Genomic DNA, 23281 nt, shown 5'->3' on the forward strand with positions numbered 1-23281 from the left:
GTGTTTCTACTGGACGAGCCACAGCCTTCTTTATTGATTGGCGCGCCGGTCGAGCCTGTGCAGAATGCTGCCCTCTCGCTAACTTCGCCAATATCCCCTCTCCTGACCAAGCCACCTGCGAGTTCTGCTACGGGTGACCGTCAGCGATTGAGCGACTTGTTACGTGAACTCAACCAGGTTCGTCGAGACGGTCTGTCAGAAACGACTCGCAAGCGGACCAGGGCAAAGGTCATTGCTATCGTTTCGGCGAATGGTGGGGTGGGTAAAAGCACCGTCGCCGCTGGCCTCGCAAAAACACTTCGGCGCCCTGGCGGGCGAACCATCGCAATTGATCTGGACCCTCAGAACGCGCTTTCCTGCCACTTGGGTATCACCAGGCAGGTTCCCGGGCTGATCCAGCTCAAAGAGCAGGGCGCAGACTGGGGCGCTCATCGCCTGCCGGGCTTTGGCGACAGCGAGTGCCTGCCCTTCGGCACTGGCGAGGTGAGCGATCGCCGATTGCTCAAGCAGTTGATGCTTGAAGATTCTGACTGGTTGAATCAGCACCTTGCGTCAATGGACCTCAGCGAAAACGATACCGTGATCCTGGACACGCCTTCGGGTGCGACCGTCTATTCGCAACAGGCACTCGATGCCGCCGATMTGGTGCTGGTGATGACGGTGGCCGACGCGGCTTCCTACCTGGCACTGGACACCATGACCCAGTGGCTGGAAACCAGCCGACGACGCGCGCAGTGGCACCGGTATGTACTCAACCAACGGGATGACTCGCGTTCGTTCAGCAGGGACATGGGCGTGCTGTTTCGGCGGCGGCTCGGCGCTAACCTGATCGGGACGATTCGTCTCGATCACCAGTTCAACGAGTCGCTGGCCTATGGTCGGGACCTGTTGCAGTACGCACCTGAGAGCATTGGCTGTCAGGACATTCATTCGCTGTCAGACGCGGTCCATGCCCTGCTTTTTGCGGATGCTTGCAGCCAGCAGGGCACGCCATGACCGCCCGGCTCAATCAGCTACCTGCAAAGACGTGGTGGTTGCAGGAACTACTGGATACTTTCGTGGCAAGCGTCAGTCGCTGGCCCCTGCGTTGGCGTCAAGGCCTGAAGATCTCGGCCGGGCTGATCGCTGCATTGTTGGTGCTGGGTATCCTCACTGCGCCGCTGAACCTGTATTCCCAGGCCGCGTTTGCCGCCGTCTGTTTTGCCGCCAGCCTGATCATCCGCAAGCAAGCCGGGCGTCTGGCGATCCTGACCCTGGTCACCCTCTCGCTGATCGCTTCGTTTCGCTACATGTACTGGCGCCTGACCGACACCCTGGGCTTCGACAACTGGCAGGATGCCGTATTTGGCTACGGATTGGTGCTGGCCGAACTGTATGCCTTGCTCGTCCTCGTCTTCGGCTATGTACAGACCGCCTGGCCGCTGCATCGCACACCGCAGTTTCTGCAACAACCGCCCGCTGAATGGCCGACGGTAGATGTCTTCATCCCCACCTACAACGAAGCGTTGGGCATCGTCAAACTGGTGGTGCTTGCGGCCCAGGCCATCGACTGGCCCGAGGGCAAGCTGCGGGTGCACGTGCTCGACGACGGACGTCGGGACGAGTTCAAGGTTTTCTGCCAGCAAATCGGCGTCAACTACATCACCCGCGACAACAATCAACATGCCAAGGCCGGCAACCTCAACGAGGCGCTCAAAGTCACCGATGGCGAGTTCATCGCCATATTCGACGCCGACCACGTGCCCACCCGCTCCTTCCTGCAGATCACCATGGGCTGGTTTATCAAGGACCCGAACCTGGCGTTGCTGCAAACGCCGCACTTCTTCTATTCACCCGATCCGTTCGAAAAGAACCTCGATACCTTTCGCTCGGTGCCCAATGAAGGTGAGCTGTTCTACGGCCTGGTGCAGGACGGCAACGACCTCTGGAACGCAACGTTTTTCTGTGGTTCCTGCGCGGTCATCCGGCGTACTCACTTGCTGGAAGTCGGCGGTATCGCCACCGAAACCGTGACGGAGGATGCGCACACGGCACTCAAGCTCAATCGCCGTGGTTTCAACACCGCCTACCTCGCCATTCCACAAGCAGCAGGACTCGCTACGGAAAGCCTTTCCCGGCACATCCGTCAGCGCACACGCTGGGCTCGGGGTATGGCGCAGATTTTTCGGACCGACAATCCACTGTTTGGCAAAGGACTGAACCTGGGGCAGCGCATCTGCTACCTCAACGCCATGATGCATTTTTTCTACAGCCTGCCCCGCCTGGTGTTCTTGACCGCGCCCTTGGCCTACCTGATGTTCGACGCGCAGATTTTTCATGCCTCGGCGTTGATGGTCATGGTCTATGTGCTGCCGCATATTTTCCATTCCAGCCTGACCAACTCCGCCATTCAGGGGCGCTTCCGCCACTCCTTCTGGAACGAAGTGTATGAGTCGGTGTTGGCCTGGTACATCATGCGACCGGTACTGTTGGCCCTGATCAGCCCTTCGCTGGGCAAGTTCAACGTGACCGACAAAGGCGGCACCATCGAAAAGGACTATTTCGACTGGAAGCTCGCGCGGCCTTACATCGTCCTGCTGACCTTGAACATGATCGGTCTGGTGACCGGCGTGGTGAAACTGATCGGGGGCGATCCGGCCCAGGTCACGACCCTGCTGATCAACCTGGCCTGGACGGTGTACAACATCATTATCGTCAGCACCGCAGTGGCGGTGGCCACTGAGTCCTCTCAGGTGCGTAACGAACCCAGGGTGCCCGCAGATCTGCCTGTGCGCGTCTATCGCGAAGACGGCACCTCGTTCGATTGCAAAACCCAGGACTTCTCACAAAACGGCGTGGGTCTGGTACTGCCACCGCAGGTTCAGCTCAGCGTCGAGGAGAAGCTGCGGCTGTGCATTCTGCGCACACCGCCCTCAAGCCTCTTTCCCGCAAAAACGATCTTCAACAACGACAACGTGACGGGCGTGCAATTCGAGGCTTTGACCCTGCGCCAGCAAAGTGAACTGGTGCGACTGACCTTTTCACGGGCCGACACCTGGGCCAACACCTGGGGTAACGGCCGCCTCGACGCGCCCATGTCGGCATTGCGCGAGGTCAGCAGCATTGGCTTGCGCGCCATCCTGCGCTTGTTCGTTGTAACCCTGAAGGACAGCCACGCGCTGCTGCGCAAACGCCCGGTCGCTCCATCACCTATCGACTCCACCGCGGACACGCAACGATCTTGAAGCCTTCCACTCGCCGGACCTTTCTTCCTCGCCGCACACTCATGCTGATCGCCTGCTCGCTAGTGGGCTGGAGCGGCTGTGCCTTGAGTGCTGCCGCCCAAATCAGCGCCACAGACCCGGCAGTGATGCCGGTCGCATCGTTGCCCGGGACCGATGCCCCGGGCAATAGCTATACCCGCACCCTCAAGGAGCTGGGCAAAAGCTATTCGATGACCCTTAAAGGCGTGGAGGCTACCGACAGCGTGAATTTCGATGTGCGCGCCGATGAAGTCGTCACGGCTGCGCAGGTCACGCTGCAGTACAGCTACTCACCGGCGCTGCTGGCCGATCTTTCGCAAATCAACGTGCTGATCAACGATCAAGTGGCCGCCAGCCTGCCCCTCCCGAAGGAAGAGGCCGGTAAATTGCAGACCCGGACCGTGCAGATTCCGCCGCAGACCATCACCGAATTCAACCGGCTCAGCCTGCAGTTCATCGGTCATTACACGATGCAATGTGAAGACCCTTTGCACTCCAGCCTGTGGGCCAGGATCGGCAACGAGAGCCAACTGAGTCTCCAGGTGTCCTCGATTAAACAGCCCAACGACCTGTCCGCTCTGCCGCTGCCCTTGTTCGATCGTCGAGACGCCTCGCCCCTGAAGCTGCCCTTCGTGTTCGCCGCGCACCCAAGCGGTCCGGAGCTTGAGGCCGCCGGCATCCTGTCTTCCTGGTTCGGCGCCCTGGCCAGCTACCGCGGCGCAACCTTCCCCGCCAGCCTCACCAGCCTGCCGGCAAAAGGCAACGCAGTGGTGTTTGTCAGCGGCAGCGAATCAACGACCTTGAGTGGTTTGCCGATCAAAGAGGCCACGGGGCCGACATTGACCCTCATGAGCAACCCGAATGATGCTCAGGGCAAACTGTTGATCGTCTCCGGGCGCGATGGCGCCGATCTCAAAGTCGCCGCGACCGCGCTGGCCCTCGGCGGCTCGGCCTTTTCCGGGCAGAGCGTAGTGATCGACCGGATCGACTCGCTCAAGCCACGCCAACCGTACGACGCGCCCAACTGGCTGCCCTCCGATCGTCCGGTTCGCCTGGGTGAACTGGCGAAACCCGCAGAACTCAATGTGTCGGGTTATAACCCGGGACAAATGACCGTTGCCCTGCGATTGCCACCCGATCTGTTCAACTGGCGTGAGCCCGGTGCGCAACTTGACCTGAAGTACCGCTATACGCCGCAACCGGTCTCCACCAATTCTTCGTTGCTGATCAGTTTCAACGACACCTTCATCAAGTCGATCGACCTGCCTTCGATCGAGAAACTCGGCAACAGCGACAGCCTGCTGGCAATGCTCAAAACCGACGACAGCCTGGCCCGCACGTCGCGCATGCTGTTGCCGCTCAATTCAGTCGCGCTGCAATCGCGCCTGCAATTTCGTTTCATGTATGACTACATCAAACAGGGCGAATGCCGCGACATCATCATCGACAACATGCGCGGCGTGATCGACCCGGACTCGACCCTGGACCTCAGCCAATACGAACATTTCATGGCCATGCCCAACCTCGGGGTGTTCAAGGACAGTGGCTTCCCGTTCACCCGCATGGCCGACCTGTCTGAAACATCGGTGATCCTGCCCAACGAGCCGGGCCCGGCCGATCTGAGCGCCTATCTGACCCTGCTGGGCCGCTTCGGCGACTCCACCGGTTATCCGGCCACCGGGGTGAAGGTGGTCCACGCCGACCAGCTCGCCGAGCAAAGCGACCGGGATTTGCTGGTGCTCGCCTCGGGCAACAACCAACCTCTGCTGGATCAATGGCAGCACCTTCTGCCCGCCAAGGGCGAAGATGCTGCGCAGTACTTTGAACTGTCTGACCTGCCCTTGCGTCTGCGCAACTGGATCAGCCCGGATACGAAATCCAATCGGCGTGAAGCGCGCAGCAGCTTCAGGTTTAGCGCCGAGGACGGCAGTGCTTATCTGACCGGATTCGAATCGCCGCTCAAGAGTGGGCGCAGCGTGGTGTTTATCGCCGGCACAAGGCCCGGCGGCCTGGCCGACGTGACCAGTGCCCTGCTCAGCAGCGAAGAAAATGCCCGGCAATTGCAAGGCAGTCTGGTAGTGGTCAGGGGCAAGCAGGTCGATTCGCTGGTCGCCGAGCAGGATTACTACGTCGGGCGCCTGGGTCCGTTGCGCTATCTGCAGTGGTACCTCTCGCAGAACGTCATGGCGCTCATGCTGTTCACCCTCCTCGGGGTCCTGCTGCTTGCTTGCATGGCCTACCTGGCCCTGCGCCTACGGGCCAAACGTCGTCTTGGCCAATGAGCCGCGCAGGCCTGTGACGTCCATGAGCAGCCGGGGTACTTCACTTCGCCAGAGCCTGCGCGGTAACGCGCGCAGGTTGAGCGCTGTGCTTGCGCTCGCCCTGCTGGCGCCAACGATAGCGCCCGCACAATCCTGCGAGCCGCCGGCCTGGCCACTGTGGCAAACCTATGCCACACGCTTCGTCCAGGCCGACGGCCGGGTTCTGGAATCGAGCCTTGAGAACAATCACAGCACCTCTGAAGGGCAATCCTACGGCATGCTCTTCGCACTGATCGGCAACGATCAGCCACGCTTTGACAAACTCTGGCGCTGGACGTCAGCCAACCTCGCAGGCGCAGACACCGCCACACGCCTGCCGGGCTGGTTATGGGGACAAGGCACGGACGGTCAGTGGCGCCTGCAAGACGCCAATTCTGCCGCCGACGCCGACCTGTGGATCGCCTATGCCCTGCTCGAAGCCGCACGCCTGTGGCATCGGCCGGACTATCACCAGGACGCCCTGCACCTGATGGCGACGATCGAAGTGCAATTGGTCGTCAATTTGCCCGGGCTGGGTCCGATGGTATTGCCTGGACCACAGGGTTTCGTCCAGCCGGACGCTCTCTGGCGCCTGAATCCCAGCTACCTGCCACTGCCACTGTTACGGCGGCTGGCCAAGGAAGCACCCTCCGGGCCCTGGCAAGCGATTGCCGATAACACCGCGACGATGATTGCCCAATCCAGCCGCCACGGTTTCATCGCTGACTGGGTCGGTTATCAAGGCACTTCAGCACAATCGGGTGTCTTCGTGAGCGACCCGATCAACGGCGACACGGGCAGCTACGACGCCATTCGCGTGTACCTCTGGCTGGGCATGAGTGATACCTCCGAACCGCTGGCAGCGCTGCTGCTCAAGCGGCTGGACGGAATGGCCCGCAGCACTGTCGCGACGGGCTCCCCCCCGGAAACGGTCCAGGTGCTGCACGGCAGTGTCCAGGGTCAGAGCCCTTACGGATTCCGGGCTGCACTGATTCCCTACCTTCAGGCCAAGGGGCAACCCAGGTTGGCCGATCAGCAACGAGACCGCGTGGAACTTGCCTTGCACGAGGCGCTGTCCAGGCCTGATACCGACGCCGGTCCGCCGCGTTACTACGACTTGATGCTCAGCCTGTTCGCGCTCGGCTGGGCAGATAAACATTATCGATTCCGGGAAGACGGAACGCTGAAACTTTCCTGGGAGACCGCATGCACCCGCACCACCGCACGCTAGCCATCGCCGTCATGAGCGCATGGACGGCCGCTGCTGCCCACGCTCAAAGTCCGACGCCACAGACATTACTCGTCGAGCAAGGGCAGTACTGGCAGTTGCACAAAAACCCTCAACGCGCGGCGGAAGTCTGGCTGAAAGTCCTGTTGCTGGACCCGGTCCAGGTTGACGCACTGTATGGCCTGGGCTTGATCGGCGTGCAACAGGACAAGCCACAACAGGCTCAGCAATACCTGGCCCGCTTGCTGGCCATCCAGCCTTTGCCTCGGCAGGCACTGCAATTGGCACAGGACATCGCCCTGGCACAACCGCAGAACCAGCAGCGCCTGGAAGAGGCTCGGCGCCTCGTCGATGCTGGTGAGCGCGACAAGGCGACCGTCGTGTTTCGCTCGCTGTTCGATGGCCGTCCACCTCAAGGCACGATCGGCCGCGAGTATTACAACAACCTTGCCTTCAATCAGGCCGACTGGGCTGAGGCACGCAGCGGATTTCAGCGCCTGCAACGTGAAATGCCCAACGACTCTATCGTCGCGCTGTTTTACGCCAAGCATCTGGTGCGCCATGAAGACAACCGTGCCGAGGGCATCCGCGCCCTGGCCGCGCTGACCCAGCGTACCGACATTGCCGGTGATGCCGACGAAAGCTGGCGCCTGGCGCTGACCTGGATCGGTCCGCCCAATCCGGCACAAGTGCCGTTGTTCGAGGCGTACCTCAAGACGCATCCGGATGACGTGGAAATCCGGGCACAGATGAACAAGGGCAAGCAACAGGCAGCGACGACAGCCAGCAAGGAATGGCAACCGCCCGCCGAAGTTGCGCGCGGTCTGAAGGCGCTCAAAGAAGGCGATCAGGCCACCGCCGAACAGGCTTTTCAAGCGCGCTTGAAAACCCGGCCCGACGATGCCGACGCGCTGGGTGGTCTTGGGGTTGTTCGCCAGCAGCAACACCGACTGGCCGAAGCGGAGAAGCTCCTGGGTCAGGCCTCGCGACAACAGGACGGCAGCCACTGGCAAGTTGCGCTGAACGACGTGCGCTACTGGTCGGCGTTGCAGCAGGCCCGCGACGCCCAGGCCAAAGGTCAGACAGCCCAGGCACAGGACTTGGTCAACCAGGCGCTGCGGCTCAATCCAAACGGGGTGGACGCTCGCCTCGCCCTGGCGGACATTCAGGCCAGCGCGGGCCAGTTCGATGACGCTCAGGGCAACTATCGCCAGGTACTGAGCCTGCGCCGTGACGACCCTCAAGCACAGGAAGGGCTGGTCAACGTGCTGCTCAAGAGCGGCAAGAACGATGAAGCCCTGCAACTGATCAACAGCCTGCCGGCCACCGGCCAGGCAAAGATCGGCCAGTCCGCACGCCTGCAAGCCTTGCGTGCGACGCAACTGGCCGCCCTCGCCGAACAACGCAACGACCTGCCCGCTGCGCGCAATGCCTTGCAAGACGCGCTGCGCGTTGAGCCGGACAACATCTGGACGCGTTTCGCCCTGGCCCGCCTGAACCTGGCGATGGGCGAACCCCAGAAGGCTCGGGACCTGATCAACGCCATGCTCCAGGCCCATCCCGACAATGCCGATGCTCTTTACGTCAGCGCCTTGCTGTCGGTCCAGATGGGTGAGTGGAAAGCCGCCCAGACAACCTTGGCACGCTTGCGCCCCGACCAGCGCACCCCGGACATGCAAGCGCTGGCCGCTGACGTCAGCCTCAACCTGCAACTCAGCCAGGCGATCGAGTTGGGCAAGCGCGGACAACGCCAGGAAGCCCTGACCTTGCTCGAGCGTATTCAGCCGATGGCCAACAACAGTCCAGACCGCACGGCGAGCCTGGCCTCGGCCTATGTCGACATCGGCGAGCCGAGCCGTGCGCTGGCCCTCATGCGCGGCCGGTTGCAACAGACTACAGCGCCCTCGGCGGACTTCATCCTGCAATACACCGCTGTCCTGCTTAAAACCGGAGAAGACACGCAGGTCAACCAGATTCTGCGCGACCTTCAGAACAAGCCCCTGAACGCGCCAGCTCGCAAGCGATTCGACGACCTGCTCTATCTCTATCGCATCCGCCAGGCTGACCAGCTGCGTGAACGCGGCGATCTGGCCAACGCCTATGACACGCTGGCGCCCGCACTGGCGCAACGTCCCGGTGACAGCGCTGCCGTCGCGGCCCTGGCGCGGATGTACTCGGCCAACGGCGACACGGCAAAAGCCCTCGAACTCTACAAACCGCTGTTACAGCGCCAGCCAAACGACCCGCAACTGCTGCTGGGCGCCGCCGACGCGGCGGTGCTGGCACATGACACGGCCTTTGCCGAACAGGCGCTGCAACAGCTGCTCAAGACCGAACCCGGTAACCCTCAAACGCTGACCGAGGCCGCACGTCTCTACCAGAACATGGGCAAGACCGGCACGGCGACCGATCTGCTGCGCAAAGCCGTGGCCATCGAACAGAGCGAGCAACGCAGAAGCCAGGGCGGCCAACTGGCCGGCTCGACGGTGGCGCCCAACCCTTTTGCCGGGGTGTCGGGTTCACGTAATGAAGTCAGTCGCGACACCTTGCTGGCAGCCATCCCGCCACCGGCTCAGGAGATGCCGGGCAGCGCCCCTTTTGCCATCGACGCCCCGCCAAGGCCACAGCAGGCGAGCAATCCATTCGAGTCGCAACTGCCGCGCGCAGCACTGGTGAGCGAGGACATCAGCCCCGCGCAACTGGCGCTCAATAAAATCCTTCAGGAGCGCAGTGCCTACGTCACCCAGGGCGTGAGCATTCGCAGCAACAACAGTGAGTCGGGACTGAGCAAACTCACCGACATTGAAACACCGCTGGAAATCAATATTCCGCTGGATGAGAGCCGCGTTGCGCTGCGCGTGACGCCCGTCTCGCTGAACGCCGGCAGTGCCAGCAGCGAGGCGCTGTCGCGTTTTGGCAACGGTGCGCAGAGCGGCAGCGTCGGTTCGCAGAAAGCCGAGGGTGTCGGCCTTTCCGTCGCCGTTCAACGGCCCGCGGATGGGCTCAAGGCCGATCTCGGCACCACCCCGCTCGGCTTCAAATACACCACCGCCACGGGCGGCATCAGCGTTGATCGCCCCATCAGCGACAGCTCTAATGTCCGTTACGGCGTGAACGTTTCACGGCGTCCGGTGACTGACAGCCTCACCTCGTTTGCCGGCACCACGGACAAACGCAGCGGGCAGTCCTGGGGCGGTGTGACCGCCAACGGCGGGCGTGGTCAGTTGAGCTTTGACGACAACGAAGTCGGCGCCTATGGCTACGCCTCCTGGCACCAGTTATTGGGCAACCATGTCGAGTCCAACAGCCGCAGTGAACTGGGCAGCGGTGTGTACTGGTACCTGCAAAATGCAACGGACAGCAAACTGACCGTCGGCCTGAGCATGACCGGCATCAGCTACGCCAACAACCAGGACTTTTTCACCTACGGCCACGGCGGCTATTTCAGCCCGCAGACGTTCTTCGCCCTGGGCATTCCGGTGACCTGGGCACAACGCACCGGGCGCTTGACGTATCAAGTCAAGGGCTCGGTCGGCGTGCAGCATTTCGAGCAGGACAGCGTCGACTATTTCCCGACCGACAAAGCCCAGCAGGCGGCCTCGGGCCTGCGTTACGCAGGGCAAAACAAAACCGGGATCGGCTACAGCGTCGCCGCGGCGGCTGAATACAAGGTCGCTTCGAACTTCCTGCTGGGCGCCAATCTGGGCCTGGACAACGCCCGCGACTACCAACAACTCAGCGGCGCCCTGTCCTTGCGCTACCAGTTCGAGGAGATCAGCGGCCCCATGAGCCTGCCGGTCAGCCCGTACGCCTCGCCTTATTCCAACTGATCATTCTGGAGCTTTCGATGCCCACTTCTGCCATTGCCGGCCTGACTCTCCTTGTCCTTGGGGAGAGCCACATGAGCCTTGCGGACCATTTGCTGGAGCCGCTGCACGACAACCTGACTCGCCAAGGCGCCCAGGTCCACTCCATCGGTGCCTGCGGCGCCAGCGCCGGTGACTGGTTGATCAGCAAGAAGGTCGACTGCGGCGCCGAGCGCAAAGGCAACGACAAGATCGTGATCAAGGGGCGCGAGGCAACCACCACACCGATCCAGGACCTGATCGCCGCCGACAAGCCCGACCTGGTGGTACTGGTCATCGGCGACACCATGGCGTCCTATGACAAACCGGTGTTTCCGAAGGCCTGGGCATGGCAAAGCGTCACCGGCCTGGCCAAGGCCATTGCCGCCACCGGAACCCGCTGCGCCTGGGTGGGCCCGGCCTGGGGCAAAGCCGGTGGCATGTACCAGAAGAATGATCCCCGCACCCAATTGATGTCGCAGTTTCTGGCCGCGAACGTGGCGCCTTGCACCTACATCGATTCGCTGACGTTCTCCAAACCCGGGCAGTGGATCACCACCGATGGTCAGCACTTCACCGTCGCCGGTTATCAATCCTGGGGCAATGCGATTGGTGGAGCGTTGGCCAAACTGCCCGCCGACACTGTCAGCAGCACAGGAGCCGGCAAATGACCCGATCCGCCTGTGGCTGGGCGCTGTTCGCGCCCTTGATGCTGAGCCTGCACGTCCAGGCCGCCGACATTGCCCTGTACCCGACGGGCCCGGATCAGGACTCGGCCTTCCTGCGCTTTATCAACGCCGCCGACCAACCGTTGCAGCTGCTGGCCGAAGGCTCGCGCGCAAGCCTCAAACTGGAAGGCTCGAATGCCGTGTCCGACTACCTGCCCGTGCCCGCCAACCAGCCGATCAAGGGCACCCTGGAACGCAACGGCAAAAGCCAGCCGCTGGACATCCAGGTGGCAGCCGGCGAATTCGCCAGTGTGATCGCCTTGTCAGACAGCGCTCAAGGTATCCGCCAGGTTGTCATCCGTGAGCAACCCGACGACTTCAATAGCCTGAGAGCCTCGCTGGCGTTTATCAGCGCCGATCCAGCGTGCACCCAGGCCGGCTTGCGCGCTGCGGGGAAGAACGCCGACCTGTTCAAGGAGGTGGCCGACGGCAGCGTACAACGCCGAGCGATCAACCCGGTCAGCCTGTCGGTGCAATTGGTCTGCGCCCAAACCAACGTCGGTGCCCCGCTGGACCTGGGCCAGCTCAAGGCTGGCGAGCGCTACAGCGTTGTGCTGCTGCCTGGCGCAAATGGTCCTTCCCTGTTGCTCGCGACTGACGTCCTGGCCCACTGATCGGATCGCGCTACCACCATGGTTTTTGCCTCGCTCGAGTTTCTGACGTTGTTCCTGCCGCTGTTCCTGGCGGCCTATGCCGTGTGCCCAGCCGCCTGGCGCAACGTCACGTTACTGATCGGCAGCTGGCTGTTCTATGGCTGGTTGAGCCCACGGTTCCTCGCGGTGCATGTGGTGCTGACGATCACGGCGTGGATCGGCGGCTTGCTGATTGACGCCTTGCGGGAAGAAGGCAAGGGTCGCGTGCGGCTACTCGCGACGCTGATCGTGCTCAACACGGCGGTGCTGTGCTGGTACAAGTACGCCAACATCGTTGCCGGCACCTTGATCGATACCATCACCGGGTACGGCGCCATGCCCCCGGACTGGCAGCGGGTCATCATGCCGGCGGGGCTGTCGTTTATCGTCTTGCAGGCGATTTCCTATCTGGTGGATGTGCATCGCCGTACCGTGCCGGTCGAACGCAGCTTCATTAACTACGCCACCTATATTTCGATGTTCGRCCATTCGGTCGCCGGCCCCATCATTCGCTATGACTGGGTTCGGCGTGAGCTGAATCAACGTTACTTCAACCTGCAGAATTTCTCGCTGGGCACACGCAGGTTCATGGTCGGGATGTGCATGAAGGTCCTTGTGGCCGACACCCTGTCGCCGGTAGTCGATGTGGCGTTCAATGTGCCGAACCCCAGCTTCTCCGACGCCTGGGTTGGCTGCCTTGCCTATTCACTGCAACTGTTCTTCGACTTTGCCGGCTACAGTGCCATGGCCATCGGGCTGGGGCTGATGCTGGGTTTTCACTTTCCCGAGAACTTCGACCGTCCGTATCTGGCCAACAGCATCCAGGACTTCTGGCGTCGCTGGCACCTGTCGCTGTCCAGCTGGTTACGTGACTATCTGTATATTCCGCTGGGTGGCAATCGCAACGGCACCTGGAAAACCTACCGCAACCTGTTCCTGATCATGGCCATCGCCGGCCTCTGGCACGGTGGCGATAGCTGGAATTATCTGCTGTGGGGCAGCGCCCATGGCATTGCGTTGTGTGTGAATCGTGCCTGGAACAGCTCTTCCCTGCCCCCGGTGCCGCCGGTGCTTTCCCATGGCCTGACACTGCTGTTCGTGTGCCTGGCCTGGACACTGTTCCGCGCCCCCGACTTTCATAGCGCGCTGAGCCTGTATGCCGGACAGTTCGGCCTGCAGGGCATCGCCCTCGGTGACGAACTGTCCACGACCCTGCGCCCGGTACACGGCCTTGCGGGTTTGCTGGGAGTGTTCGGTGTCGTTGCACCACTGCTGCGCCCTTACTGTGAGAAACAACTGGGCGGCCTTTCGCTCTACACCGCCGCCCTTTGGCCCATCGCCGGTTTCATGCTGTCGTTCGCACTGATCGCCAGTCGCGAAACCGTACCCTTCCTGTATTTCCAATTCTGATGACGATCCCCAAGCACACCCCGCCCTCCACTCAGCCTGATCTGGCGACACGCAACAGTCGGTTGGCAGGCGTGGCGCTGCTGATATTCCTGGTCGTCGGGCTGCTGTCCACTGGCCGTCTGATCGTTTCAGGGCAGATCTCGCTGCTACCCGATAAGGTACTGGCCCCGCAGATTCTTGACGGCGATATCACTCACCGGATTGCCAAGGAACTGTCGAACGCTTACCTCCCCACGACCTTCGCCGAGCTGGAGCGCGGTGCCAGTTGGCTGCTCCTCAATGACACCGGGCCGAGGGTTCGCTCGGGTTGTCCTGACTGGTTGTTTTTGGCCGATGAGCTCAAGGTCAATCATCAAGCACAGCGCAATGCCGATGCCAAAGTCCAGGCAGTGATTGATCTGAAGCAGCAGCTCTCCCAACGTGACATCAGCCTGCTGGTGGTCATCGTTCCAGACAAGAGCCGCATCGCTGCCGGGCAGCGTTGCGCACTGCACCGCCCGGYCGCTCTCGAAGGGCGCATCCAGGCATGGACCTCGAAGCTGGATGTGGGTGGCGTGTCGAATCTGGACCTCACCGGTGCGCTGACGCCACTGGGGGCCAGTGCCTGGTTGCGCACCGATACGCACTGGAGCGAATCTGGCGCGAAGGCAGCGGCCGAGGCCATCGCGCAGCGCCTGAAGACCCTGGGCATCAGCGCAACGCCACGCAGGTCGTTCAACGAAAGTCATGCCTCGCTCGCGGTGCGGCCTGGCGACCTGGTCCATCTGGCGGGCATCGACTGGCTGCCGCTCAAATGGCAACCCGCACCCGAAATGATCGCCCAGACCAGCACCCACGAACTTCCCGTTGCGTCAGCCGCCAGCCCTGACACCGAGGCAGACCTCTTTGGCGATGCCGACCTCCCCAATACCGTGCTCATCGGCACTTCATTCTCACGCAACTCCAACTTCGCAGGGTTTGTGCAGCAGGCACTGGGCGCCCCCGTAGGTAACTTCGCCAAAGACGGCGGAGCGTTCTCTGGTGCTGCCAACAGCTACCTCAACAACCCGGCCTCCAAAGAAACGCCGCCAAAGCAAATCATCTGGGAGATCCCGGAGCGGGACCTGCAGTCGGCTTACATCGACCCCATTGCCTATCGCTCGCTGCGGTAAGCCTATTGCCGGCACGCCTTATCGCATTGACAGCCACAACCGCGATGAGCTCGCAGCCCCTACCAAAAGCGGTCGGTGAAACAGGGCCGCTACCATCGCCATAARTGGGGCATTACACCCACCCAACCGGGCGKTTACCACCTRATTTGAGGAATATYCCCCCCTCACCCTTTCTCTCGCTTGGAACACTCAAAAACAGCCCGTTAATTAATTTGAGCTTTTTCTTCGCCCTATTGAAATGGCTCATTAGTTGCAGCCCCCCCTGGTACCCGCAACAGCTGTCGTCCCGGACATCATGGAGACGGCGGGGCTAGCCAGATTCGGCATGAGGCGAGGGGTGAAAAATGAAACGCGCGACATCGCCATGCAGCTCCATCACCTTGCTGCTCAGGTCAAGCCCGCCCTGTGCGATGCTCCTTACCCTGACCACCGCCAACGCCGTGCCGCTGGATGATTTCGGCCYGCCACCACCGAYRGMCCCCTCKGCGTTTACCAACCCGCYGGCCGMCCCCAAGGCCGCGCGGGCCGTTTATGTTCGCCCTGATCGGCGCGCTGTTCATCCTGCAGGTGATCCTGATGTACACCTTCTGGAGCTATTAATGTTCCGCGGAAAAGTGAGAACTGGTGATGGCATCCTCTAATAAATCAATTGCTCGTATCACGAAAAGGCCGATAACCCTTTATAAGCAGGTCGCTCAGTTGTGCCTAATGTTTATCGCGCTGCTGATTATGCTGGCGTTGTCCGCTGCAATGGCGATGGAGTTGACACTTGGAGCGCTCTGACGAGCCCGGTAAAAAAAAGCAAATCATCCTCTTGGTATCGGCGAATGCTGTGGTTGATCGGTATTTGCATCAAAACTCTGGCGCTTGTATGAAGATCGCAACGCCTGTAGAAGAGCAGCTTTGGCGATTGGCTGTTGTTAATTTCATTGAGCATGCGCTGGATCAAGTCGGGCGCGTGTTCCTCCATGAACCACGCTGCGGTGCTGATCAGTGAATCCGAATCCTTCGAGGGCAAAGCAATGCCAACGACTGAAGAAGCTGTGTACGCAGCAGCCAGGCTTCGCGCCAGCTACCGGGGAGAAAACGAAGCCATGGCCGCAGTCAAGGCTCTCGAAGCCGTGGCGATATTGAAAGAAACACTATCCGGAGATAAGTACCAGGAAGCGCTTGAGAAACTCTATCTTGAGTACTCAAAACCTTGATTTATCTGTGCCGCATTCATGTTCGCCATGCTGACTCCAATGTCGCGACACAATTTGCTGATACGCGAAACGTGTCGCGACACTTGCCATTCGACGAAGAACACCAGGAGCGCGCCTACACTGAAATGCACAACGATTGAGCGGACATGGAGCTCCACGCATGCGCACTAGCGCCCTTGTGATTCTCCTTATCAGTTATGCGGTGCTGATGGTGCTTTTTTTCAAGCTTAATGCTCAAAACAATCGACGCCGCCGAGAAGGTCTTTACCAAGCCTTTGAAACCACAATGCGACAGCATGGGATCAAGTCTTTCGAGATCCTCAAGGAAAGTATTTTTATCGGCAACAACTTTCGGCCGTCAGAACTGTACCGGATATTGTTAGACGATTCCGGGCACTACTTTCTTTACCAGCACGCCAGCAATACACAGCCGATTTTCATGCCGCTGACCGAGGAGCGAGCGTTACAAGCTGCACAGGGTGAGATAGGAATTCAGGCATAGATCCTTTTCGGAGAGTTGCCGGCTAACTTGCAAACGATGGCGCTGTTCAAGGTGAACACYGGCACGCGGGAGCAGGAAGTCTGCAAGCCGAGATGGGACTGGAAGATCTCGCTACCGGAGCTTGGGACCTCGCGTTTCTACGCAAACTTTCAATCGCTGATTAACCAAACACTGGCAGATTTTACGTAACAATGCAGACCTCAATACGGCGCATGCGTTTTCACACAGCCTGGACCAAAAGCGGCCGCCTGGATCGTTCGCTAATCACCCAGCCCCCGCGGCTGGCATTGTCTATGTTCGCTAGCGAACAGACTTCGCCCCGATGAATAACCCACACTCATCGGCGGAATGCTGCGCCCGGCGGCGCAACGCCCGCACACCTAGCCTGGCGTAGAACCGCCTTCATTCCACATGCGACCTGCCCTGCGCGGGTCGTACGAAGGATTTCATGCAAAATATCCTGACTCGCACGCTGTCCAGCCTTTGGCGCTCACCGGCCATCTGGCTCAGGTGGAGTGCAGCGCGGCACAAGTTCGAGTACGAGCCCATCCTGCGTTCCGACCTGTTCAATGCGCAGCAGATGGCAGACCACGGTATCGTACTGGCACGCCAACATGTGCTCGGGCGTCTTTCAAGAAAGGACGCCTTGCTGGGCCGCCTGACTGACAACCAACTGCTTCTGGAACGTAGTTGCGCAGCGCTCAAGACCGTACAACTGTCCAGCCGGCGCGCCACCCCTGCGGCGGAATGGCTGCTGGACAACTTCTACCTCATCGAAGAAAACATCCGTACCGCCAGGACCCACCTGCCCGACGGCTACAGTCGCGAGTTGCCACGCCTGGCCGAAGGTCCTTCGGCAGGCCTGCCGCGGGTCTACGACATCGCCCTGGAAACCATCGCTCATGGCGATGGCCGGGTCGACGCGCCAAGCCTGGATTGTTTCATCGCCTCTTATCAGACCATCACGCCGCTGGCCCTAGGCGAGCTATGGGCAATCCCGATCATGCTGCGCCTGGCGCTGATCGAGAACCTACGGCGCGTGGCGTCCCGGGTAATGGCCAACCGGGATGACCGTAACCTTGCCGATGACTGGGCCGATCGATTGATCGAAATGGCCGAGCGCGACGCCAAGAGCGTGGTATTGACCGTTGCCGACATGGCGCGGTCGGCACCGCCGATGACGCCTTCATTCGTTGCAGAGCTGGCGCGCCGCCTGCATGGGCAAAGCGCCGCGCTGATATTGCCCATGGCGTGGATAGAACAAACGCTCGGTGAGTCCGGCCTTACCGTCGAACGCCTGGTGCAGATGGATGCCCAGCAGCAATCCGGTGACCAGGTGTCCATCAGCAACAGCATCGCCAGCCTGCGGTTGCTGGCGGCGACCGACTGGCGCGAGTTCGTCGAGCTGCTCAGTCATGTCGAACAGGTATTGTGCACGGACCCGGCGGATGTCTACGCGAACATGGATTTTGCTACCCGCGATCGTTACCGCCATGTGGTCGAACGCCTCGCCCGGCATTGTGTGCAGTCTGAAACCAAGGTGGCACAAGCCGCCATCGAACTGGCCAGCACCACACAGCCCACGGCCCGTGTAACCTCGCACGTGGGCTATTACCTGGTGGCTGACGGGTTGCTCAGCCTGGAGCAGGCGCTGCACGCCAGCGTGCCGCTGCTCGAACGATGGAAGCGCCTGCTCCAGAGCGCCCCGTTGAAGTTCTACCTGTACCCTGCACTGCTGCTGACACTGCTGTTGGCCTGGCCATTTCTCAGCAGTGCTTATCGCAGCGGCACGCCAACCTGGTGCCTGGTCCTGCTCGCCGTGCCCGCGCTATTGATGACCAGCCGTCTGGCGATCGGGCTGGTCAACTGGCTGGTAACCCTCACGGTAGCCCCGTCGCTACTGCCCCGCCTGGACTACAGCAAGGGCATACCGGCCGAGGCGCGTACGCTGGTGGCGGTGCCTACGATGTTTGCCAACGCTGGCGACATCGAGGCCCTGGCGGAAGGCCTGGAAGTGCGATTCCTGGCCAATCGCGATGCCAACCTGCATTTTGCGCTGCTCAGTGACTTCATGGACGCCCCTGCCGAGGTGATGCCCGAGGATGCCGAATTGCTCGCACTGGCGCGCCAACTGATCGAGGCGCTCAACCACAAATATGCCGATGGCCAGGTCGACCGGTTCTTCCTGCTGCACAGACCCAGGCACTGGAGCTCTACCGAGCGGGTATGGATGGGGCATGAGCGCAAGCGTGGCAAACTCGCCGAGCTCAACGCATTGCTGCGTGACAAAGGACTGCCTGGTAAAGGAAAACAGCGCTTTGCATTGATCGTCGGTGATGTCGCGCCACTGAGTGCCGTACGCTTCGTCATCACCCTGGACACCGATACCTTGCTGCCACGGGATGTCGCGCGTCAGTGCATCGGTACCATGATGCACCCGCTGAACCATCCGGTATTCGATGAACAGAGCGGCAAGATCGTCAGCGGTTACGCCATCCTCCAGCCACGCGTGGGGATCAGCCTGCCCAGCACGGCACGCTCGACCTACGCCCGCCTGTTTGGCAGCGATGCAGGTATCGACCCCTATACCCGCGCCGTCTCCGATGTTTATCAAGACCTGTTCTACAACGGTTCCTTCATCGGCAAGGGCATCTATGCCGTCGACGCCTTCGAACAGGCACTCGAAGGCTGCCTGCCCGACAACCGCATCCTCAGCCATGACTTGATCGAAGGGTGCTACGCCCGCTGCGGGCTGCTCAGCGATGTACAACTGTATGAGGAATACCCGTCTCGCTACAGCGCCGATGCCAAACGCCGACACCGCTGGATTCGCGGAGACTGGCAAGTGCTGTACTGGGCCTTGCCTTGGGCACCGAAACCCCAGGGAGGATTCGCGCCCAACCTTCTGAGCAACCTTGCCCGCTGGAAGATTTTTGACAATCTGCGCCGCAGCCTGGAGCCAGGCGCCTTCCTGGCCATGCTGGCATGGGGCTGGTTGGGTTCGAGCGAGGCCGTCTCCTGGACATTGGCAGTGCTCGGCCTGGTATTTCTCCAACCGGTACTGCAGTCGGTACTCGCGCTGGTACAGAAAGCTGCCGATATTCCATTGGGGCAACACCTGAGCGCGGCATTGCGGACCTCGGGCCAGCATTTCATGCGAGCGCTGTTGTCGATTGTCTGGTTGCCCTCCGATGCGTTGTTGAGCTTCGATGCGATTGGCCGCTCACTGTGGCGCATGCTGGTCAGCAAACGCCGCCTGCTGCAATGGCAACCTTCTCGTGAGGTGGAGCGCTCCAGTGGCAACGATCTGTCCGGCATGTATAAAAGCATGTGGATTGCCCCTGCGCTGGCGCTGCTGCTATTCGCGGCCCTGCTCCCCTCTCTCTATGTACTCGCACTGGCGGCGCCCTTGCTGCTGGTGTGGCTGGCGAGCCCGGCGATTGCCTGGTGGATCAGCCTGCCGACAACACCGACGGGGTTCAGTCCGTCAGCGCAAGACCTGCGATTCCTGCGCATGCTGTCACGCCAGACCTGGGCGTTCTTCGATCGCTATGTGGGCCCTGAGGACAACTGGTTGCCGCCGGACAACGTCCAGGAAATACCCAAGCCGACCATTGCCCATCGCACCTCACCGACCAACATGGGCATGGCCTTGCTCTCTCACCTGGCGGCCCACGATTTCGGTTATCTGAGTACCGGGCGCTTGCTTGAACGCATAACAGCAACCCTTGAGTGCATGGCCGGCCTTGAGCGACACCATGGGCACTTCTACAACTGGTACGACACCCAGACACTGCAGCCGCTGGCGCCTCGGTATGTGTCCACCGTGGACAGCGGCAACCTGGCGGGCCTGTTGCTCACCCTGCGGCCGGGGCTGCTGGGGTTGGTCGACACGCCCCTGTTCGACCGACGCAGCCTTGGCGGTTTGGGCGACACCCTCAATGTACTGCAGCAGGCGTTACAGGACGCGGACCTCGATGACGTTGCCGTGCTTGAACTGCGCGCGAAGGTGGAGTCGGCGATTGTCCACGACACCCCGGACAACCTCCTGCGGTTACTCGATCAGGCGCAGGCCTTGGCAATCGACACTCAGGCCAGCTCTGCTGAAGAAGCACACTACTGGCTGCAGGCATTGCAGGCGCAGTGTGCGGATCTGCGGGCAGAACGACTGCGCTTCGAGCTGCCGCAGGCACCCGCCCGGGCCAAGTCGCCAGCACTCACCCTGCGACACATGGCCGAGCTCGATTGCGCGCTGTGGCTGCCCACCGATCAGGCGCAAGTGCAGGCGGTACAACATCTGGCCCGCGCACGAATCAGCCAGCTGGAGCGCCTGGCCGAATTGTCCGCGTCACTGGCGAGCATGGACTTCACCTTCCTTTACGATGCCCAGCGTGACCTGTTCTCGATAGGCTACAACGCCGACGAACGCCGGCTGGACAACGGCTATTACGACCTGCTCGCTTCAGAGGTGCGCCTGACCAATTTCGTGGTCATCGCCCAGGGCCAGCTGCCGCAACAGGCCTGGTTCACCCTCGGACGCTTGCTCAGCAACAATCGCGGGGTGCCGGTACTGCTTTCCTGGTCCGGATCGATGTTCGAGTACCTGATGCCCAACCTGGTCATGCCCAGCTATGAAGGCACGCTGCTGGAGCAGACATGCCGCGCGGCCGTCGCCTTGCAGATCGAGCATGGCCACCAGTTGGGCATCCCGTGGGGCGTGTCCGAGTCGGGCTACAACACCCTGGATGCCCACTTCAATTATCAGTATCGGGCGTTCGGTGTGCCAGGCCTTGGCCTCAAGCGCGGGCTGGCCGAGGATACCGTGATTGCGCCGTACGCCAGCGCCCTGGCGCTGATGGTCGAACCGCAAGCGGCCTGTCGCAACCTGCAACGCCTGGCTGCCCAGGGGTCGGCCGGTCGCTATGGCCTGTACGAAGCGGTCGACTACACCGAGGCACGCCTGCCACGCGGCCAGCGCTATGCGGTCGTGCGCTCGTTCATGGCGCACCATCAGGGCATGAGCCTGCTGGCCTTGACCAGCCTGCTGCTGGACCGACCCATGCAGCGACGTTTCGAGTCGATCCCGGCCTTCCAGGCCACCCTCTTGTTGCTGCAGGAACGCGTACCGAAAACCGCCGCGCCCTACCTGCATGCGACCCAGGCGCCTGCCACGGGAGACAACGCAGGGATRCAGGAAACCAGGCTTCGCGTGTTCGCCGATCCCGGGCGCAAGCGCCCCGCCGTCCAGCTACTCTCCAACGGCCGTTATCACGTCATGCTCAGCAGTGCCGGCGGCGGTTACAGCCGTTGCAACGACATCGCCGTGACCCGCTGGCATGAAGACGCGACCCGCGACAACTGGGGCATGTTCTGCTACCTGCGCGATGTCAGCAGCGGCGTGTTCTGGTCCTCGGCGCACCAGCCGACCCTGCACCGGCCAGAAAGCCATGAAGCGATTTTCAGCGATGCCCGGGCCGAGTTTCGTGTTCGCGAGCTCGATTTCGATACGCACACCGAGATCGTCGTGTCTCCCGAAGACGATATCGAGTTGCGCAGGCTGCATATCACCAACCGCGGCCGCGTACGGCGTAGCGTGGAGATCACCACCTACGCCGAGGTGGTCCTGGCGCCGGCCATCAGTGATGCCATGCACCCGGCCTTCAGCAACCTGTTCGTGCAGACCGAACTGTTGCCGGCGCTGCAGGCCATCGTCTGCACCCGCAGGCGGCGCTCCAGTGAGGAAGCCGTGCCCTGGATGTGCCATCTGCTGGCTGCCCATGGCGTGGACATCGACGCCATTTCCTACGAGACMGATCGAGCGCGATTCATCGGCCGAGGGCGCGACGTTGCAGCACCGGCGGCGCTCGATGGCCATGTCCAGCAGCTTTCCGGCACCGCCGGCTCGGTGCTGGACCCGATCGTGGCGATCCGCTGCCGCATTGCCCTGGAACCCGGGCAAACGGCGACCATCGACCTGGTGACCGGCGTCGCGGACAGCCGTGAGGGTTGCCTGTACCTGATCAATAAATACCGCGACCGGCACCTCGCCGATCGCGTCTTCGACCTGGCCTGGACCCACAGCCAGGTGTTGCTGCGCCAACTCAATGTAGCGCCGGAAGATGCCCGCCTGTTTGAACAGATGGCCGCTTCGATTCTCTACGCCAATGCCTCGATGCGCGCGGAAAACAGCGTATTGATGGCCAATCGACGTAATCAATCGAGCCTCTGGGGCCAGGCGATCTCCGGCGACCTGCCCATCGTTCTGCTGCAGATCGCCACCGTCGAGAACATCGAGCTGGTGCAGCAGATGGTCAAGGCCCATGCCTACTGGCGGCAAAAGGGGCTGGTGGTGGACCTGGTCATCTGGAACGAAGACCAGGCCGGCTATCGCCAGCAACTCCAGGACCTGATCATGGGTGTGGTGACGTCCGGCAGCGAAGCCTCGTTGATCGACCATCCCGGGGGCATTTTCGTGCGTCCGGCACAGCAGTTGTCGAACGAGGACCGGACGCTGATCCTGTCGGTGGCGCGCCTGGTACTGAGCGAAGGCAACGGCGGCATTGCCGAGCAGGTTCATCGGCGTCACGCCAGCCCGGTGTACCCGGCGCTGGTCCCCACACTCAAGCGCCAGGCAAAAGCAACGGCGGCCGCTCCCCTGTCCGCTATCGAAGGTTTGCTCCTGGGCAACGCCTATGGCGGCTTCAGTGCCGATGGCAGCGAGTACGTCATGACCTTGCAGCCTGGCAGGCCGACGCCGGCGCCATGGGCCAACGTGTTGGCCAACCCGCATTTCGGCACGGTGATGTCCGAAAGTGGTGGCGCTTACACCTGGATGGAAAATRCTCACGAATTTCGCCTGAGCCCCTGGCATAACGACCCGATCACCGACGCCAGCGGCGAGGCGATCTATGTGCGCGATGAAGAAACCGGGCATTTCTGGTCGGTGACGCCACAGCCTTGTCCCGGTACCGGTGAGTACCGTACTCGGCACGGCTTCGGCTACAGCGTCTTCGAGCACGATGAAGACGGTATCCACAC

Annotated in this window: 13 protein-coding genes and 1 pseudogene; all 14 read left to right on the forward strand. The window is 61.5% G+C overall.

Going from position 1 to position 23281, the window contains the following annotated elements; translation table 11 throughout:
• The coding region (gene bcsQ / locus AC1DVH_RS14020) for a cellulose biosynthesis protein BcsQ (RefSeq protein ID WP_477754300.1) at nt 1–996 on the forward strand (996 nt) is incomplete at its 5' end.
• Entirely contained in the window at nt 993–3224 is a 2232-nt protein-coding gene (gene bcsA / locus AC1DVH_RS14025) for a UDP-forming cellulose synthase catalytic subunit (RefSeq protein WP_477754301.1), read from the forward strand. The genes bcsQ and bcsA, both read left to right, overlap by 4 nt.
• Complete coding sequence (gene bcsB, locus AC1DVH_RS14030) at nt 3221–5524, forward strand: cellulose biosynthesis cyclic di-GMP-binding regulatory protein BcsB (protein ID WP_477754302.1); 2304 nt, start codon at nt 3221–3223, stop codon at nt 5522–5524. Before bcsA ends, bcsB begins: the two co-directional genes overlap by 4 nt.
• Nucleotides 5525–5546: 22 nt before the next feature.
• The gene (gene bcsZ / locus AC1DVH_RS14035; protein ID WP_477754303.1) at nt 5547–6773 is read left to right on the forward strand and encodes a cellulose synthase complex periplasmic endoglucanase BcsZ; all 1227 of its coding nucleotides are present in this window, start codon (nt 5547–5549) and stop codon (nt 6771–6773) included.
• Entirely contained in the window at nt 6749–10600 is a 3852-nt protein-coding gene (locus tag AC1DVH_RS14040) for a cellulose biosynthesis protein BcsC (RefSeq protein WP_477754304.1), read from the forward strand. The genes bcsZ and AC1DVH_RS14040 overlap by 25 nt, the downstream gene beginning before the upstream one ends.
• A 17-nt stretch (nt 10601–10617) precedes the next feature.
• Nucleotides 10618–11286 (forward strand): SGNH/GDSL hydrolase family protein, encoded by a 669-nt coding sequence (locus AC1DVH_RS14045; RefSeq protein ID WP_477754305.1) that lies wholly within the window; start codon nt 10618–10620, stop codon nt 11284–11286.
• Nucleotides 11283–11957, forward strand: a complete 675-nt coding sequence (locus tag AC1DVH_RS14050) for an alginate O-acetyltransferase AlgF (RefSeq protein WP_477754306.1) — start codon at nt 11283–11285, stop codon at nt 11955–11957. Before AC1DVH_RS14045 ends, AC1DVH_RS14050 begins: the two co-directional genes overlap by 4 nt.
• An 18-nt stretch (nt 11958–11975) precedes the next feature.
• Nucleotides 11976–13385 (forward strand): MBOAT family O-acyltransferase, encoded by a 1410-nt coding sequence (locus AC1DVH_RS14055; RefSeq protein ID WP_477754307.1) that lies wholly within the window; start codon nt 11976–11978, stop codon nt 13383–13385.
• Nucleotides 13385–14536, forward strand: a complete 1152-nt coding sequence (locus AC1DVH_RS14060; protein ID WP_477754308.1) for an alginate O-acetyltransferase AlgX-related protein — start codon at nt 13385–13387, stop codon at nt 14534–14536. Before AC1DVH_RS14055 ends, AC1DVH_RS14060 begins: the two co-directional genes overlap by 1 nt.
• Nucleotides 14537–15305: 769 nt before the next feature.
• Entirely contained in the window at nt 15306–15533 is a 228-nt protein-coding gene (locus AC1DVH_RS14065) for a hypothetical protein (protein ID WP_477754309.1), read from the forward strand.
• On the forward strand, nt 15505–15741 hold the full coding sequence (locus AC1DVH_RS14070; RefSeq protein ID WP_477754310.1) for a hypothetical protein: 237 nt from the start codon (nt 15505–15507) through the stop codon (nt 15739–15741). Before AC1DVH_RS14065 ends, AC1DVH_RS14070 begins: the two co-directional genes overlap by 29 nt.
• Nucleotides 15742–15901: 160 nt before the next feature.
• Nucleotides 15902–16243, forward strand: a complete 342-nt coding sequence (locus AC1DVH_RS14075; protein WP_477754311.1) for a hypothetical protein — start codon at nt 15902–15904, stop codon at nt 16241–16243.
• A pseudogene (locus tag AC1DVH_RS14080) lies at nt 16244–16381 on the forward strand (tyrosine-type recombinase/integrase); the annotation flags it as partial.
• Between the two features lie 310 nt (nt 16382–16691).
• Nucleotides 16692–23281, forward strand: a 6590-nt coding sequence (locus tag AC1DVH_RS14085; RefSeq protein ID WP_477754312.1) for a glucoamylase family protein, incomplete at its 3' end; no start/stop codon positions are given.

The organism is Pseudomonas sp. P4_C3 (assembly GCF_056402075.1).

What these genes read in the sequence shown, in the direction of transcription:
- bcsA (WP_477754301.1), top strand. Translation starts at nt 993, where the DNA reads ATGACCGCCCGGCTCAATCAGCTACCTGCAAAGACGTGGTGGTTGCAG.
- bcsZ (WP_477754303.1), top strand. Translation starts at nt 5,547, where the DNA reads ATGAGCAGCCGGGGTACTTCACTTCGCCAGAGCCTGCGCGGTAACGCG.
- AC1DVH_RS14040 (WP_477754304.1), top strand. Translation starts at nt 6,749, where the DNA reads ATGCACCCGCACCACCGCACGCTAGCCATCGCCGTCATGAGCGCATGG.
- AC1DVH_RS14045 (WP_477754305.1), top strand. Translation starts at nt 10,618, where the DNA reads ATGCCCACTTCTGCCATTGCCGGCCTGACTCTCCTTGTCCTTGGGGAG.
- AC1DVH_RS14050 (WP_477754306.1), top strand. Translation starts at nt 11,283, where the DNA reads ATGACCCGATCCGCCTGTGGCTGGGCGCTGTTCGCGCCCTTGATGCTG.
- AC1DVH_RS14070 (WP_477754310.1), top strand. Translation starts at nt 15,505, where the DNA reads ATGAACCACGCTGCGGTGCTGATCAGTGAATCCGAATCCTTCGAGGGC.
- AC1DVH_RS14075 (WP_477754311.1), top strand. Translation starts at nt 15,902, where the DNA reads ATGCGCACTAGCGCCCTTGTGATTCTCCTTATCAGTTATGCGGTGCTG.